This is a genomic window from Stenotrophomonas sp. 05N37, assembly GCF_056397365.1.
The window spans coordinates 710,917-727,093 of sequence record NZ_JBFTNG010000001.1 but is presented as its reverse complement, the minus strand read 5'-3'; the positions used below and the strand labels follow the sequence as shown (position 1 = coordinate 727,093).

The window sequence follows — 16,177 nt, the reverse complement described above, 5'->3', positions numbered from 1 at the left end:
GACGCTCAGTCGATCCGCACCACGGTGCGCCCCAGCGAGCCGCCGGCCAGCATCGCCTCGAACACCGCCGGCAGCCCGTCCAGGGCCACTTCGCGCGTGCAGATCGCCGCCAGGTGGCGTGGCTTCCACTCGCCGGCGAGGCGCTGCCAGACCTGCTCGCGCAACGCGCGCGGGGCGGCCGCCGAGGACACCCCGAGCAATGACACGCCGCGCAGGATGAAGGGCATGACCGTCATGTCCAGCGCCGGGCTGGCCGCCAACCCGGCGCTGACCACGCTGCCGTAGGGCACGGTCTGCGCCAGCAGGCTGGCGAGCATCGGCCCACCGGCATTGTCCAGGCCGCCACCGAAGCGCGCCGATTCCAGCGGGCGGGTCGAGGCCAGCGCGTCGCGCGGCAGCACCTGGCTGGCGCCCAGGCCGCGCAGGAAGTCGGCCTGGTCGGCCTTGCCGCTGATCGCGTGCACCTCGAAGCCGGCGCGGCTGAAGATGGCCACTGCCAGCGAGCCGACCCCGCCGGTCGCGCCGGTGACCGCCAGCGGCCCGTGGGCCGGGGTGAGCCGGTTGTCGGTCATGCGCAGCAGCGCCAGCGCGGCGGTGAAGCCGGCGGTGCCCAGCACCATCGCCTCGCGCGGGCTCAGGCCGGCGGGCTGGGCGATCACCGCGGCCGATTCCAGCCGGACGTACTGGCTGTAGCCGCCATCGCGGGTCTCGCTGAGCCCGCAGCCGGTGGCCAGCACCGCATCGCCCTCGCGGTACGCGGGGTCGGTCGAGGCCACCACCGTGCCGGCCACGTCGATCCCGCCCACCAGCGGGAACCGGCGCAGGATCCGGCCCTGGCCGGTGCCGGCCAGGGCGTCCTTGTAGTTCACCGAGGACCAGTGCGCGCGGATCACCACCTCGCCCGGGTTGAGCTGGTCCAGCGCGACCGACTCGATGCCGTTGCGGTGGCCGTTGTCGTCCTGGTGGATGCGGAAGGCGTTGAACCGGTCGGGGATAGCCATGAAGATGCCTGACAGGGGAAGGATGGACCCACCTTACCCGCAGTGGCCCCCGGCGGCGGCGCGGGATGAATCGCGCCCCGCTGCGGCCTTGCCCTTCCAATCCTGTCGATCGGCCCCATCTTGTAGAATCGAGCAGGATTCACGGTTGACGGTGCGGAATGACCCGCAGGCAACCTTTCACTGATGGAGCGTGCATGGCCTGGAATACACCCGGCGGCAACAAGGGCGGACAAGGTCCCGACGAGAATCGACGGGGGCCATTCGGTCCCCGCGGCAGCGGCAACGGGGGCGGTTGGGGCGGTTTTCCCGGTCCGCTCAAGGACATGTTCGACGGCAACGTCCTGCGATGGGTCGCCGGCGCGGTGGTCCTGCTGCTGGTGTTCTCCAGCTTCCAGTTGATCGGCGAACAGGAACGCGGGGTCGTGCTGCGCTTCGGCCAGTTCTCGCGGATCCTGCAGCCCGGTCCCAATATCAAGCTGCCGTGGCCGATCGAGTCGGTCGACAAGGTCAACGCCACCCAGATCAAGACCTTCAGCAGCCAGGTGCCGGTGCTGACCCGTGACGAGAACATCGTCAACGTGTCGGTCAACGTGCAGTACCGCATCGACGATCCGCGCCTGTACCTGTTCGGCACGGTCGCGGCCGACCAGGTACTGGAGCAGTCCGCGCAGAGCGCGGTGCGTGAGCAGGTCGGCCGTGCCGACCTCAACGCGGTGCTCAACAACCGCGGCCCGCTGGCCGTGGTCGCCGAAGAGCGCCTGCAGGCAGCGCTGAAGGCCTATCGCACCGGTCTGTCGGTCACCGGGCTGACCCTGCCCGACGCGCGTCCGCCGGAAGAAGTGAAGCCGGCCTTCGACGAGGTCAACGGCGCCCAGCAGGTCAAGGAACGCCTGATCAACGAAGCCCAGGCCTACGCGGCCAAGGTGGTCCCGGAAGCCCGCGGCCAGGCCTCGCGTGCCCGCACCACCGCCGAAGGCTACAAGCAGGCCGTGGTCTCCAAGGCCCAGGGTGATGCCGAGCGCTTCAGCCTGCTGCAGGTCCAGTACAAGGACGCCCCGGAGGTCACCCGCAAGCGGCTGTGGCTGGAAACGGTGGAGCAGGTGCTGGGCCAGAACCGCAAGATCATCGGTGGCGATGGCCGCCAGCTGATCTACGTGCCGATGCCGGCCGACAACCGTACCGGCGCCGCCCCGGCCGCCCCGGCCATCACCCCGGAAGTGATGCTGCCGTCGCTGCCGGCCAGCACCCCGGTGGACGGCGTACGCAACACCGAGCGCCCGACCACCCGCCCGACCGGTCGTGAAGGAGTCAGCCGATGAAGAGTTCCCTTTGGATCGGGCTGGCCGTGGCCGCCCTGCTGGCCCTGCTGGGCTCGGTGTACGTGGTCCGTGAGGACCAGACCGCGATGGTGCTCAACCTGGGCAAGGTGGTCCGTGCGGACATCAAGCCGGGCCTGCACTTCAAGGTGCCGCTGGTGGAGACCGTGCGGGTGTTCGACCGTCGCTTCCAGGTGCTCGACACCGCGCCGGCGCGCTACTTCACCGCCGAGCAGAAGGACGTCAGCGTCGACTTCTTCGCCATCGGCTACATCTCCGACGTGCGCGACTATTACCGCGCCACCGGCGGTGATGCCAGCGTGGCCAACGCCCGCCTGGCGCCGATCATCACCGACTCGCTGCGCAACCAGATCAACTCGCGCACGCTGCAGCAGCTGGTCTCCGGTGACCGCAGCGAACTGATCGCCAACCAGCTGACCGGCATCAACACCTCGGTCAAGGACCTGGGCATGCAGATCATCGACCTGCGCATCAAGCAGATCGACCTGCCCACCGACAGCCAGGTGATCAACGATGTGTACGAGCGCATGCGCGCCCAGCGCAAGCAGGAAGCGGCCAAGCTGCGCGCCGAGGGTGAGGAGCAGTCGCTGACCATCCGTGCCCAGGCCGACCGCGACAGCACCGTGATCGTGGCCGAAGCAGAACGCGATGCGCAGCAGATGCGCGGTACCGGCGATGCCGAAGCCGCCCGCATCTACGGCAAGGCCGGCGCGGCCGATCCGTCGTTCTACGCGTTCTACCGCAGCCTGGAGGCGTATCGCGGTTCGATGGCCGACGGCAACGGCGTGATCGTGCTCGACAAGAACGACCCGTTCCTGCAGTACCTCAAGAACGATCGCTGAGGCGACATCGCCAGGGTCGCGTCCGCTCGATCCTGCGTCCACGGGGCCCGGTCACACAACCGGGCCCCGTGCTTTTTCCGGAGTTGCATGCATGAAAGACCTGTTTTCGGCCGTGTGTCTGGTCGCCGTCCTCGAAGGCCTGTTCCTGTTCGCCGCACCACGGGCCTGGAAGCGCATGGCCGAACACCTGTTGATGCTGCCCAGCGTCGCCCTGCGCCGCTGGGGCGGGGTGATCCTGCTGGCCGGCCTGACCACCTTGTGGTGGCTGAAACACTAGGCGGCGCGGTCGCGACCGGATCGGTGCCGGCCCGCCTGGCCGGGCGCGACAGCGCAGGGCTGAGCGGCGGGTGAAGACGGCCGCGGCCAGGGTGGCACCGGACCCCGGAAACCCGGATAATGCACAAAAGCCGGACGGGCCTCCCCGTTCGGCTTTTTCCGTGTCTGGGCCTTCCATCGCCGGCCGCTCCCCGTTTGGAGCCGCCACCCCCGCGCTGGCCAGCCCTGCCATGGTTTACCCGTCCGCGGCCCCGATGGCCGCAACATATGAGGAGCCCATCATGGGTCAGTCTGTCGTAGTGCTTGGTGCCCAGTGGGGCGATGAAGGCAAGGGCAAGATCGTCGATCTGCTCACCGAGGAAATCGGTGCCGTAGTGCGTTTCCAGGGCGGCCACAATGCCGGCCACACCCTTGTCATCAATGGCAAGAAGACCGTGCTGCACCTGATCCCGTCGGGCATCCTGCGTGCAGACGCGCTGTGCCTGATCGGCAATGGCGTGGTGATCTCCCCGGCTGCGCTGCAGAAGGAAATCGCCGAGCTGGAAACCTCCGGCGTGGAAGTGCGTTCGCGCCTGAAGATCTCCCCGGCCGCGCCGCTGATCATGCCGTACCACATCGCCCTGGACCAGGCGCGCGAACGCGCTGCCGGTGGCAAGGCGATCGGCACCACCGGCCGTGGCATCGGCCCGGCGTACGAAGACAAGGTGGCGCGCCGCGGCATCCGCATCGCCGACCTGCATTACCCCAAGCAGCTGGAAGAACTCCTGCGCACCGCGCTGGATTACCACAACTTCGTGCTGACCAATTACCTGAAGACCGACGCGGTCGACTTCCAGAAGACCTACGACGAAGCGCTGGCCTTCGGCGAGTACGTCGAGCCGATGAAGTCCGACGTCGCCGGCATCCTGCACGACCTGCGCAAGCAGGGTAAGCGCGTGCTGTTCGAAGGCGCCCAGGGCGCGCTGCTGGACATCGACCACGGCACCTACCCGTACGTCACCAGCTCCAACACCACCGTCGGCGGCGCACTGGCCGGTGCCGGCGTGGGCGCGGACGCGATCGACTACGTGCTGGGCATCGCCAAGGCCTACGCGACCCGCGTCGGCGGCGGCCCGTTCCCGACCGAGCTGGATGACGAAATCGGCCAGGGCATCCGCGATCGCGGCGCCGAGTACGGCGCCTCGACCGGCCGTCCGCGTCGCTGCGGCTGGATGGACATCGTCGCGCTCAAGCGCGCCGTGGCCATCAACGGCATCAGCGGCCTGTGCATCACCAAGCTGGACGTGCTGGACGGCATGGAAAAGCTGAAGGTCTGCATCGCCTACGAATACCGTGGCAAGCGCACCGAATACGCGCCGCTGGACGCGCAGGGCTGGGAAGAGTGCACGCCGGTGTACCTGGAGTTCCCGGGCTGGACCGAGAACACCCATGGCATCACCAACTGGGACGACCTGCCGCCGGCCGCCCGCGCCTACCTGCGCGCGCTGGAAGAGCTGGCGGGCTGCCCGGTGAGCATCGTCTCCACCGGCCCGGACCGCGACCACACCATGGTCCTGCAGGATCCGTTCGCCTGAGCCCCGGTCGTGCCGAGCCACGCTCGGCACCGCCAACCGGCCATGCGTAACGCAACAGCGAAAAGCCCCGCGAACGCGGGGCTTTTTCGTTGTGCCAGGGCCGCGCGCCTGGAACCTGAGCTGCTTGCAAATACCCAATATGGGTATTAACGTACCCAATATGGGTACGAAATCTACCGCACGTCGCCTTCCGTCCAACCGATCATCTGGCTTGGCTGACGCTCTGTTCACCCAGACCCAGCAACGCGTGTTGGGGATGTTGTTCGGACAGCCGCATCGCGCGTTCGGGGTAGCGGAGCTGATTGCATCGATCGGCGCGGGCTCCGGTGCGGTGCAGCGGGAGTTGGCCAAGCTGGCCGCTGCCGGCTTGGTCAGCGTCAGGGCATCGGGTAACCAGAAGCGCTACCAGGCCAGCGCCGAGTCTCCGATCCATGACGAACTGGTGGCGATCGTGCAGAAGACCGTCGGTCTGGCCGCGCCACTGCGCGAGGCGTTGCTGCCGCTGCAGGAGCAGATCGCCGCCGCGTTCGTGTACGGCTCCATTGCCAAGCGTACCGATACCGCACGCAGCGACATCGATCTCATGATCCTGTCCGACACGCTCGGCTATGCCGAAGTGATGCAAGCGTTGGATGGGGCCGAGGGGCGGCTGGGGCGACCGGTGCATCCGACCCTGTATTCAAGCGCTGAATTCACATCGCGGGTTCACGATCAAAATTCCTTCTTGATGCGCGTGCTGGAGCAGCCCAAGATCTGGGTCATTGGAGAACATGATGATCTCAGCGCTGGACAATCTGGCCGGACCGGGTAAATCCCTCAGCGCCGAACGGCCTGATCCGCGGGAAATCGCAGGGTTGCAGCGATCAGGACTGGCCCGGTTGCACGATGCACGCAATACCTCGCTTTCCCTGGAGAGCCGCTTCGACCTGGCCTACAACGCGGCGCACGCGCTGTGTTTGAGCGCGCTGCGACAACACGGCTTTCGGCCGGCGCAGCGCTACATTGTTTTCCAGGTCCTTCCGCATACGCCCGGCTTGGGGCCAGAGGTATGGCGTGTGCTGGACAAGTGCCATCAGCAGCGCAATGTCGCAGAGTACGAGGGCGAACTGGACGTCAGTGAGCGCCTGGTGCTGGATTTGATCATCGCCTGCGACCAGGTGCGCCGGGCAGCCGGATTGGACGACTGACCGGGCGCCCGTCGGCCGCCCCCTCGCCCTGGAGCCTCCGACACATCCACCCCAAACGTGAACCGACGCCGTTCCGTTAAGACTACGTGATCAAGAACGCGCCCGCGTGGGCCGATAACCCGGCACCCCCCACGTTTGGATGCAGTCATGGATTTCTTGAGGAACGTCAGCGTCGTCTGGCGTCTAGGTATGGGCTTCGGCCTGTTGTTGCTGCTGGTCGCGGCCGTGGTCGCCACCGGTGCCACCGGCAGCGCGGTGCAGAAGCATGCGATGCAGGACGTGGTCGACGTCGGCGTGGCCAAGGTGCGGCTGCTGTCGGAGATGCTCGACGCCAACAACCAGATGATGGTGGTGCGCCGCGAGATGCTGATCCGCCAGGGGCAGGACCGCGACGCCGACGAGGCGCGCATCGCCGACCTGGTCAAGCGCTACGAGGCCAGCTGGACCGCCTACCAGGCGCTGCCGGGCGATGCGGCGGGCAAGAAGATCGGTGAGCAGATCGCGGCCAGGCGTGCGGTCGCGCGCCCGTTGAACAAGCAGACCAGCGAGCTGATGGGGCAGGGCGACTTCCCCGCGGCGGTCGCCCTCACCCTGGGCCCGGTGCAGGAAGCGGCCAACGGCTGGAACAAGGCGCTCGCCAACGGCGTGGCGTATGAGGAAAAGGAAAGCCGCGCGGCAGCCGCCGAGGCGATCCGTCTGGGCGAACGCACCCTGCTGCAGCTGCTGGTCCTGGGCGGGATCGCGCTGCTGGTCGGCATCGCCGCCTCCGTGCTGATCGGCCGCAGCCTGACCGGGCCGCTGGCACGTGCGGTGGGCCTGGCCGACCGCATGGCCCGTGGCGAGCTGGACCAGGACTTCCGCCTGGGCGGACGCGATGAACTGACCCTGCTCGGCAATGCGATGGGCAGCGTGCGCCAGAACGTGCAGGCCGCGATCACCGCGCAGTTGCAGATGGCGCAGCAGCACGAAGCCGGTGCGATCAGCTACCGCATGGATGCCGCCGCATTGCCGGGCGACTACGGGCGCATGCTGCGCGCGACCAACGAGCTGGTCGGCTCGCACGTGGACGTGCAGTCGCACATGGTCGATGTGATGGGCGAGTACGCCATCGGCGAGCTCAGCCGCGACCTCGACAGTTACCCGGGCGAGAAGGCGCTGCTGACCCGCACCATGGCCACGGTCAAGGCCAGCCTGATGGCGATCAACCAGCAGATCGACACCCTGGCCAGCGCCGCGCGCGCCGGCGATTTCTCGGTGCGTGGCGATGAGGCCGCGTTCCAGTTCCAGTTCCGCGCGATGGTCGCCAACCTCAACGGCATGATGGCCAGCTCGCAGTCCAGCATCGCCGACCTGTCCCAGGTGCTGCGCGCGATTTCCACCGGCGACCTGACCTCGCGCATGACCGGCCACTACGAGGGCGTGTTCGCACAGATGCGCGACGACGCCAATGTCACCGCCGCGCAGCTGACCGGCATCGTCCAGCAGATCCAGGGCGCGGCCGGCAGCATCAACGACGCCGCGCAGGAACTGGCCGCCGGCCACAACGATCTGTCGCGCCGCACCGAACAGCAGGCCGCCAACCTGGAAGAGGCGGCTGCCTCGATGGAAGAGCTGACGTCCACCGTGCGCCAGAACGCCGAACTGGCCAACCAGGCCGACCACGAAGCGCACGCGGCCGGTGCCGCGGTACGCGCCACCGAGCAGGCGATCGCGCAGATGGCCAAGGTCATGAGCGAGATCGACACCTCCTCGGCGCGCATCGGCGAGATTTCCTCGGTGATCGATGGGATCGCGTTCCAGACCAACATCCTGGCCTTGAACGCGGCGGTGGAAGCGGCCCGCGCCGGCGAGAACGGCCGCGGTTTCGCCGTGGTCGCCAGCGAAGTGCGCACCCTGGCCCAGCGCGCCGGCACCGCGGCCAAGGAGATCAAGGACCTGATCGACGCGTCCAGCGAGAAGGTCAGGACCGGGCTCAGCGTCACCGTGGAATCGGAGGCGGCGATCGCGCGCCTGACCCAGGCCAGCGCGCGCACCAACCAGTTGATGAGCGATATCGCTGCCGCCACCAAGGAGCAGGCCGCGGGCATCGAACAGGTCAACCAGGTGGTGGTGCAGATGGACCAGGTGACCCAGCAGAACGCGGCCCTGGTCGAAGAGGCCACCGCGGCCAGCCGCTCGCTGGAGCAGCAGGCACACGCGCTCACCGAATCGGTGGCCGTGTTCAAGCTGGAGCAGGGCCACGCGCTGCGCACGGCGGCCAAACGCGCGGCCTGACGGCGCGGTATCGACGCACGCCGGAGGCGTGGTGCATGCCCCCCGCGTGCGTGGCGCCGGCCACGCGCGCGTTTTCAGCGACGACAGGCAGTGCGGGCGACGGGGCAACGTGACATCGCCCGGCCCGGCCCGGATGGCCCGTCCCACGACCCGGTGAGGTTGGTGCTGCGCCTGCGGGCGCTGGACGCGTTGCAGGGTGAAGGGTGCCCGCTCAAGGCCAGCGCTGCTGGGCGGGCCGGCCATGTGGCGCAGCACCGCCGGATCGGTCTGCGTCGGGGAGGGCTGCGACGCGCATGGGTACCGGGCATCGCAACGGAGCTCACCCCGATCCGCGCGCAGGCGCTCGACCGGACCGCACATCCATGTATGCCCCGGCGCGGGTGCAGCGCCCTGAGCGCATCACCCCGGGAGCATCAGCCGCGGCAGGTAGAACCAGGTCACCAACAGCATAAGACTGCAGAACAGGGCACTGAAGTAGTTCAGTGCGGCCAGTGTGGCCAGCACGAAGGCGCGATGCGGTGCGCCGCGCTGCGCGCGCCAGACGTACAAAGCGGCCAGCAGCGTGGCCACGCCGACGCCGCAGAGCAGCAGCGGCGACTGCGGCAGCCACTGCGCGTTGAAGTGGGTCATGAGCGGGAGGTGGCCGCCCGGGCCGGTCAGGGACGCGGCCGGAAACAGTGCCAGCACGCCGGACAGGTGCGAGGCGGTGACCAGCACCGCGATCAGGCTGGAGAGGTACAGGAACGCGCCGATCCAACGGGTCATGCTGTTTTCCTTGGGTCTCGATGCTGGCGATGCAGCGTTCGCTGCGAGCGCGACGGTGCCGAGGCGGCGTCAGCGAACATTGAAGGTGGCCTGCAGCGGTAATGCCACGCCGCGGTTGGCGTCGGTCAGGGTGATCCTCACCGTCCAGGTGCCGCGCGGGTCGGTGGCTTCGGCAAGGAAGCGCACGCCCTCGGAGGACAGGTAGATCAGGCCCGGATCGGCCCCGGGCCGGCCCTGGAAGCAGGGCAGGTCGCGCTGGTCCATGGTCGCGCTGCCATCCGGGCGGTTGACCCGCACGTCGCAGCGCACGTTGCTGGTGCCATCGGCGCCGGGCAGCGGATTGGACAGGAAGGCCACGATGTACAGTTCGCCGCCGTTGCGCACGTCCTGGGCGGCCTCGAAGCGCGGTTGGTCGCCGGTGGTGGCGTCCCAGATGGCGCGCCATTGCGGGTTGTCGGTGACCACCAGACTGGCGCTGAAGCCACGCGCGGCGGCACTGGCCGAGCGCTGCGCCATCGGCGTGCCGTCGGCATTGCGCCAGTCGCTCTGGGCCAGGCCGTTGAAGGGCAACAACAGGGCCATCATGGCCAACAGCGACGGACTGCGCATGCGTGCTCCTCGGGGGCCGCGGGTGGCGGCGTGCGGGGAGTATCGCCGATGCCGGGCCGTCCATGCCAAGGCCGGGGCCCCCAAGGCCGCCTTCCACCCCGTGCCGATATCGGCGATGCTCTGGCCGGGGCAACAGGGGACGATATGGACAACCGGGAACAGGGCGACATCCACGGCGATGTGCCGGCCATCGCGCACCTCGGTGCCGCGCCGCTGCCGGCGCCGGCAGACGGCACGCCCACCGACTGGTCGGTGCTGCCGGCGGTGCGGGGCAATGAAGACTCGGTGGTGATGGAACTGTGGCGGCTGCTGCGCCAGGAACCGGCGCTGATCGTGAGCGCCGGCTACGTGCTGCTGTCGCTGCTCGGCCTGTGGTCGAGCTATTTCTTCTACCTGCGCTTCCAGTTGTCGATCCTGGATTACCTGCAGATCAGCGACTTCCTGGTCGCCGGCCTGCGCGATCCGGCCTATGCCGGCATCCTGGGCGGCGGCATGCTGCTGGCGATCCTGGTGACCTGGCCGGACACGCTGCGCCGGCGCAACCCGGACAAGGTGGAGGCGCTGCGGGCGCGGCACTGGGCATGGCGCGTGGTGTTCTCGCGCTCCTGGCTCACCAGTTGGGACATTTCCGGGCTGCGCCCGTTGACCGGCGTGTCCGTGGCGGTGGTCTGCTACATGGCCCTCGGCGCGGCGATCTACTCGCTGAACAAGGCCGAGAATATCCGCGATGCGGGGCAGGGCACCCGGGTGGTGGTCCACCTCGCCGGTGATGGTGCGCCGCTGCCGGGCGACGCGCGGCTGCTCGGCAGCAGCAGTGCGTTCGTGTTCCTGTGGTGGCCGCAGCAGCATCGTGCGGAGGCCGTGCCGATCTCGGCGATCAAGCGCATGCAGTCGGTGGTGGTGCAGCCAACCGGCGCCGTTGCGCCGGCGGCACGGCCGGCCGCCGCCGCCGCCGCACGCTGAGCCCCGCGCCGGGCGGGCAATGCGCGCGGATGCTGCAGCCTGGGCTGCAGCATCCATGCGTTGTTTCAGCGCGCGGTCTTCTTCGTTGCGCTCTTGCTGGCCGCAGTCTTCTTCGTGGCTGTCTTCTTCACCGCTGCCTTGCTGGCCGGCGCATGCTTCTTGCCGCCGCCGTCCTGCTTGTTCACCGTCGCCCAGGCGATGCGCGCGGCGGCGTCCTCGCCGCGCCCCTGTTCCTTCTCGCTCTCTTCGATGTGTTCGGCCTGGCGCTTCTGCGCGTCGGTATAGCCGGATTTGTCACCGCGGGGCATGCGCGCGCTCCTGTGATCGTCGAATGGGCTCAGGCCAGCGTGCGCACCTTCGGCTCGCGTGCCCACTGCCGGGTGCCTGCGGCCGCGAGGAAGCCCTTGGCATCCTCGGCCTCGACCACGCCGGCATCGTTGCCCACGCGCGCGGCCTTGAGCAGGGCCTGCGCGCCCTCGTCGGCGGCGATCGCCTTCAGGTGCGCCCATGCGTCGGCCACGAAATCGATCGCCGCCGATTCCTTCTGCAACCGCTTGGCCGCGTCGTTGCTGAGCACCACCGCCACCGCGTCGAACACCACCGACGGCGTGCCGGCAAGCTGGCCATCGGCCGCCAGCGTCTTGCCATCGCTGAGCTTGCCCCCGCCGATCTTCGGCGCGACCAGCTTGACCTTGGCCCCGGCTTTTTCCGCGGCCTTGCGCAGGTTGTTGATCAGCCCCGCATCCGAGCCTTCGTCGAACAGGATGCCGATGCAGCGCCCTTTCAGCAGGTCCTTGGTGCGGCCGATCACGCGGACTTCCGGCGCCCGCGGGAAATCCTTGGCCGGGGTGGCGGTCGGTGCCGGATCCGGCAGGGCCGGCATCGCCAGGCCGGCAGCGACCCGTTTGGCCAGCGACTCGTCGATGTTGCGCAGGTGGCTCACGGTGCGCTCGCGCACCTTGACCGTTTCCACCTTGGACAGCTCGAACACCAGTGCCGAGGCCAGGTGCGCCTGCTCGGGCACTTCCAGGCTGCGGAAGAACATCCGCGCCTGGCTGTAGTGGTCGGCGAAGCTGGCCGCGCGCACGCGCCCCTTCACCCCATCGTCGGGCGCGGTGGCGTGGCTGGGGAAGCCGTCGCGCGTCTCGCGCGGGCTGTCGTCCTGCAGCGAGCTGGGGTCATACGCTACCCGGCCCTTGGGAATACCCATCTGCATGTGACCATCGCGCTGATGATTGGCGAACGGGCACTTGGGCGCGTTGACCGGGATCTGGTGGAAATTGTGGCCACCGAGGCGGCTGAGCTGGGTGTCCAGGTAGGAGAACAGCCGCCCCTGCAGCAGCGGATCGTTGCTGAAGTCGATGCCCGGCGGCACGTTGGCCGGGCAATAGGCCACCTGCTCGGTCTCGGCGAAGAAGTTGTCCGGCCAGCGATCCAGCACCATCCGCCCGATCACGGTCAGCGGCACCAGCGACTCCGGAATGATCTTGGTCGGGTCCAGGTGGTCGAACGGGAACGCCTCGGCCTCTTCCTCGCTGAACAGCTGCACCGCCAGCTCCCACTCGGGGAAGTCGCCGCCGGTGATCGCCTCGAACAGGTCGCGGCGGTGGAAGTCGTTGTCGGCGCCCTGCAGCTTCACTGCCTCGTCCCACACCGTGGACTGGATGCCTTGCTTGGGCCGCCAATGGAACTTCACGAAGGTCGACCCACCCGCGTCGTCGAGCAGGCGGAAGCTGTGGATGCCGAAGCCTTCTATCGTGCGCAGCGAGCGCGGGATGGTGCGGTCGCTCATCGCCCACATGATCATGTGCATCGACTCGGGCATCAGCGAGACGAAATCCCAGAAAGTGTCGTGCGCGCTGGCCGCTTGCGGGAAGGCGCGGTCCGGTTCCATCTTCACCGCGTGGATCAGGTCGGGGAACTTGATCGCATCCTGGATGAAGAACACCGGGATGTTGTTGCCGACCAGGTCCCAGTTGCCTTCCTTGGTATAGAACTTCACCGCGAAGCCGCGCACGTCGCGCGGGGTGTCCACCGAACCGGCGCCGCCGGCCACCGTGGAGAAGCGGGTGAACACGGGGGTGCGTACGCCGACCTCGGTGAGCACGCGCGCGCGGGTGAACTCGTGCAGCGAGCGGGTCAGCTCGAAGTAGCCGTGGGCCGCGCTGCCGCGCGCGTGCACGATGCGCTCGGGGATGCGCTCATGGTCGAAGTGGGTGATCTTCTCGCGCAGGATGAAGTCTTCCAGCAACGTCGGCCCGCGCGGGGTGTCGCGCAGCGAGTTCTGGTTGTCGGCCACCGGGATGCCCTGGTTGGTGGTCAGCGCGGGATGGCCGGCGCCGGCGTGCTGGTGCAGTTCGTCACCCTCGCCACGGCTGTCGGTGGGCGGGGCGGGTTTGGTGCGGGGCTTGCTGGCGGCCATGAGGCACTCCGGGGGCTGGCGTGGGTTCAACGCCTCACAGTGGCGGTGCCCGCGTTAATCGCCAGTGCGAAAACCGGGCGGGGCATGCACCCACGCTTCACATGCGGCCGCCGGGCGCTGGGTCGGGCGCGGCCAGGCGCGTATCCTTGCCGGGTGTCCATCCGCCTCCCGCTGCCGCATGCGCGTTGAACCCGCCGACATCGAAGCCCTGTTTGATGCGATCCCCGACGTGCTGTTCTTCATGAAGGACCGCGACGGGCGCTATACGCACATCAACCAGACCATGCTGCGCCGGCTGGGGCTGAAGTCGCGCAAGGAGGTGATCGGGCGCACCGCCGCGGAAATCTATCCCACCGGGCTGGGGGCCGACTACGCCACCCAGGACGAGCAGGTGCTGGGCGGCCGGGTGATCGAGAACCTGATGGAGCTGCACCTGTTCGCCAACCGCGAGCCGGGTTGGTGCCTGACCTGCAAGCGGCCGCTGCTGGTCGATGGCCAGGTCAAGGGCCTGATCGGCATCTCGCGCGACCTGGGCCAGAAAGACAGCCTGGGCACCCAGTACGAGCAGCTGCGACTGGCGCTGGCGCATCTGAACGCGCATTACGCCGAGAACGTGCGCATGCAGACCCTGCTGGACATCACCGGGTTCTCGCTGTCCAAGCTGGAGCGCACCTTCCGCAAGGTGTTCCAGATGACGCCGCAACAGGTGCTCACGCGCCTGCGCATCCAGATGGCAGTGCACCTGCTGCACGGGCCGGACAGCATCGCCAGCATCGGCCAGGCCTGCGGGTTTACCGACCAGAGCGCGTTCACCCGCAAGTTCAAGGCCGAGGTCGGGGTCTCCCCGCGCGGCTACCGGGCGCAGATCGGCGAGCGCAGCGAAGCCTGAGGCCGGCCGGGCCGTGTGGCCTATCCCGCCGGCCGGCTGGACAGGGTATCGTGTCGCACCTGTTGCCCGCCTGCGATTCCGATGCCCGCATCCCAGACTCCGCCGCCCGCCACCACGCCCGCCGATACCCGCCTGGGCCACGCGCTCAAGCCCCGCCAGCTGATCATGATGGGCCTGGGCAGCGCGATCGGCGCCGGCCTGTTCCTGGGTTCCGGCGTCGGCGTGCAGGCCGCCGGGCCGGCGGTGCTGCTGTCCTATCTGGTCGCCGGTGCGCTGGTGATCATCGTGATGAACGCGCTCGGCGAAATGGCCGCGGCCAAGCCGACCAGCGGCGCGTTCTCGGTGTATGCCGCCGACGCCATGGGCGCCACCGCCGGGGCCACCGTAGGCTGGTTGTGGTGGGTGCAGCTGGTGATCGTGATCGCCGCCGAGGCGGTGGGGGCGGCCGGGTTGCTGGCCACGGTCTGGCCGGTGGTGCCGGTGCCGATGGCGGCGCTGGCCTTCATGCTGTTCTTCACCGCGATCAACCTGCTCGGGGTGAAGAACTTCGGCGAGTTCGAATTCTGGTTCGCGATCCTCAAGGTGGTGGCGATCATCGCCTTCATCCTGATCGGCGTCGCGCTGTTGATGGGTTGGCTGCCGGACGTGGCCTCGCCGGGCCTGTCCAACTTCACCGACCACGGCGGCTTCGCGCCCAAGGGCCTGGCCGGCGTCGGCGCGGCGCTGCTGGTGGTGGTGTTCGCCTTCGGCGGCACCGAGATCGTGGCGGTGGCCGCCGCCGAAACCGAAGACCCCGAGCGCAGCATCGCCCGCGCCATCCGCACCGTGGCCTGGCGCATCCTGGTGTTCTACATCGGCTCGCTGAGCGTGATCATCGCGGTGGTGCCGTGGACCAGCGAAGCGCTGAAGTCGCCGTTCGCCGCCGTGCTGCAGGTGGCCAACATCCCGGGGGCGGCCACGGCGATCACCTTGATCGCGGTGATCGCGCTGCTGTCGGCGCTCAACGCCAACCTGTATGGCGCCTCGCGCATGATGTACTCGCTGGCCCAGCGCCAGGAAGCCCCGGCGGTGCTGGGCTGGGCCGACCCGCGCCAGGTGCCGATCATCGCGGTCCTGGCCAGCGTACTGTTCGGCTTTGCCGCCACCGTGATGGAGCTGCTGTTCCCGGACAGGGTGCTGCCGGTGCTGCTCAACATCGTCGGTTCCACCTGCCTGCTGGTGTGGACGATCTCGCTGCTGTCCCAGCTGATCCTGCGCCACCGCGCCAACCGCGACGGCACCCGCCTGCCGTTCCGCATGGCCGGCTACCCGTACCTCACCGTGATCGGCCTGGGCGTGCTCGCGCTGATCTTCGGCCTGCTGCTCTCCGAATCGCACACCCGCCTGCAGTTCCTGTCGATGGCCGCGCTGACCGCGGTGATCGCGATCAGCAGCGAAATCGCCCGACGCGTGCGCCGAAAGAACGGCGAGGCCTGACGCACCGGCCGCCGCCCATGGCTCGTGGCTCGTGGCGTCCCACGGTGGATCCACGCCAATGACCGCGACGTAAAAAACCGTAGATCCACGCCATGCGTGGATACGGCCCCAGCAATGATCCGCGACGTAAAAGCACCGTAGATCCACGCCATGCGTGGATACGGCCCCAGCAATGACCCGCGACGTAAAAACACCGTAGATCCACGCCATGCGTGGATACCGCGCGCAGCGCGGCAAAGCCAGCCGAAGCCCGGCGACCGCGGCGCCACCGAACCGCCCGACGTTCACCCCAGCCGAAGAAGACCGCCCGGGTTCATGACGCCGGAACGGAGAGCATCCACGCATGGCGTGGATCTACGATTGGATCCGCATACATACCGCCCAGCCAAAATCCCATGACGTTCCACCGTAGATCCACGCGTGGACCCACGATCGCATCCGCGTGCCTACACGCCCCAGCAATGACCCACGACGTAAAAACCCCGTAGATCCACGCCATGCGTGGATACAGCGCGCAGCGCGGCAAAGCCCGCCGAAGCCGCGTGGCCACGGCGCAATCAAC

Annotated in this window: 15 protein-coding genes; 10 read left to right on the top strand and 5 right to left on the bottom strand. The window is 68.4% G+C overall.

What is annotated here, in order from left to right; translation table 11 throughout:
- Positions 1 to 5: 5 nt before the first annotated feature.
- On the bottom strand, positions 6 to 1,001 hold the full coding sequence (locus AC1DGC_RS03300; protein WP_478047202.1) for a YhdH/YhfP family quinone oxidoreductase: 996 nt from the start codon (positions 999 to 1,001) through the stop codon (positions 6 to 8).
- Between the two features lie 194 nt (positions 1,002 to 1,195).
- Between AC1DGC_RS03300 and hflK the strand changes: the two genes are divergently transcribed.
- The 7 genes from hflK to AC1DGC_RS03265 all read left to right on the top strand — a co-directional run bounded on the left by hflK (position 1,196) and on the right by AC1DGC_RS03265 (position 8,491).
- A complete protein-coding gene (gene hflK, locus AC1DGC_RS03295; protein ID WP_259206185.1) occupies positions 1,196 to 2,320 on the top strand; it encodes an FtsH protease activity modulator HflK in 1,125 nt (374 codons plus the stop codon).
- Positions 2,317 to 3,180, top strand: a complete 864-nt coding sequence (gene hflC, locus AC1DGC_RS03290) for a protease modulator HflC (RefSeq protein WP_259206182.1) — start codon at positions 2,317 to 2,319, stop codon at positions 3,178 to 3,180. The genes hflK and hflC overlap by 4 nt, the downstream gene beginning before the upstream one ends.
- Positions 3,181 to 3,271: 91 nt before the next feature.
- The gene (locus tag AC1DGC_RS03285; protein ID WP_449336233.1) at positions 3,272 to 3,457 is read left to right on the top strand and encodes a DUF2065 domain-containing protein; all 186 of its coding nucleotides are present in this window, start codon (positions 3,272 to 3,274) and stop codon (positions 3,455 to 3,457) included.
- A 280-nt stretch (positions 3,458 to 3,737) separates the two neighbouring features.
- Complete coding sequence (locus AC1DGC_RS03280; RefSeq protein WP_259206180.1) at positions 3,738 to 5,030, top strand: adenylosuccinate synthase; 1,293 nt, start codon at positions 3,738 to 3,740, stop codon at positions 5,028 to 5,030.
- Positions 5,031 to 5,241: 211 nt separating this feature from the next.
- The gene (locus AC1DGC_RS03275) at positions 5,242 to 5,841 is read left to right on the top strand and encodes a transcriptional regulator (RefSeq protein ID WP_449336232.1); all 600 of its coding nucleotides are present in this window, start codon (positions 5,242 to 5,244) and stop codon (positions 5,839 to 5,841) included.
- Positions 5,804 to 6,217 carry a hypothetical protein gene (locus tag AC1DGC_RS03270; protein ID WP_478047201.1) on the top strand — a complete coding sequence of 138 codons (414 nt, stop codon included), beginning with the start codon at positions 5,804 to 5,806 and terminating at the stop codon, positions 6,215 to 6,217. The genes AC1DGC_RS03275 and AC1DGC_RS03270 overlap by 38 nt, the downstream gene beginning before the upstream one ends.
- Before the next feature lie 147 nt (positions 6,218 to 6,364).
- The gene (locus AC1DGC_RS03265) at positions 6,365 to 8,491 is read left to right on the top strand and encodes a methyl-accepting chemotaxis protein (protein WP_478047200.1); all 2,127 of its coding nucleotides are present in this window, start codon (positions 6,365 to 6,367) and stop codon (positions 8,489 to 8,491) included.
- A 399-nt stretch (positions 8,492 to 8,890) separates the two neighbouring features.
- On the opposite strand, the gene AC1DGC_RS03260 is transcribed toward AC1DGC_RS03265, so the two are convergent.
- Together AC1DGC_RS03260 and AC1DGC_RS03255 are read right to left on the bottom strand one after the other, a co-directional pair.
- Positions 8,891 to 9,256 (bottom strand): hypothetical protein, encoded by a 366-nt coding sequence (locus AC1DGC_RS03260; RefSeq protein ID WP_478047199.1) that lies wholly within the window; start codon positions 9,254 to 9,256, stop codon positions 8,891 to 8,893.
- A gap of 69 nt (positions 9,257 to 9,325) precedes the next feature.
- Positions 9,326 to 9,865: a hypothetical protein gene (locus AC1DGC_RS03255; RefSeq protein WP_259206171.1), complete on the bottom strand. Its 540-nt coding sequence runs from the start codon at positions 9,863 to 9,865 to the stop codon at positions 9,326 to 9,328.
- A 144-nt stretch (positions 9,866 to 10,009) separates the two neighbouring features.
- On the opposite strand from AC1DGC_RS03255, the gene AC1DGC_RS03250 reads away from it, so the two are divergent.
- Positions 10,010 to 10,828, top strand: a complete 819-nt coding sequence (locus AC1DGC_RS03250; protein ID WP_478047198.1) for a hypothetical protein — start codon at positions 10,010 to 10,012, stop codon at positions 10,826 to 10,828.
- 65 nt (positions 10,829 to 10,893) lie between these two features.
- Here AC1DGC_RS03250 and AC1DGC_RS03245 read toward each other — a convergent pair whose 3' ends face one another.
- Together AC1DGC_RS03245 and AC1DGC_RS03240 are read right to left on the bottom strand one after the other, a co-directional pair.
- Positions 10,894 to 11,136, bottom strand: a complete 243-nt coding sequence (locus AC1DGC_RS03245) for a hypothetical protein (protein ID WP_478047197.1) — start codon at positions 11,134 to 11,136, stop codon at positions 10,894 to 10,896.
- 29 nt (positions 11,137 to 11,165) lie between these two features.
- Positions 11,166 to 13,250 (bottom strand): catalase, encoded by a 2,085-nt coding sequence (locus AC1DGC_RS03240; RefSeq protein ID WP_478047196.1) that lies wholly within the window; start codon positions 13,248 to 13,250, stop codon positions 11,166 to 11,168.
- 178 nt (positions 13,251 to 13,428) lie between these two features.
- Here AC1DGC_RS03240 and AC1DGC_RS03235 point away from each other — a divergent pair, with 178 nt between their 5' ends.
- Both AC1DGC_RS03235 and AC1DGC_RS03230 read left to right on the top strand, forming a co-directional pair.
- The gene (locus AC1DGC_RS03235) at positions 13,429 to 14,139 is read left to right on the top strand and encodes an AraC family transcriptional regulator (protein WP_259206164.1); all 711 of its coding nucleotides are present in this window, start codon (positions 13,429 to 13,431) and stop codon (positions 14,137 to 14,139) included.
- 81 nt (positions 14,140 to 14,220) lie between these two features.
- Positions 14,221 to 15,615, top strand: coding sequence for an amino acid permease (locus tag AC1DGC_RS03230; protein WP_259206161.1), 1,395 nt, complete (start codon positions 14,221 to 14,223; stop codon positions 15,613 to 15,615).
- Positions 15,616 to 16,177: the final 562 nt, after the last annotated feature.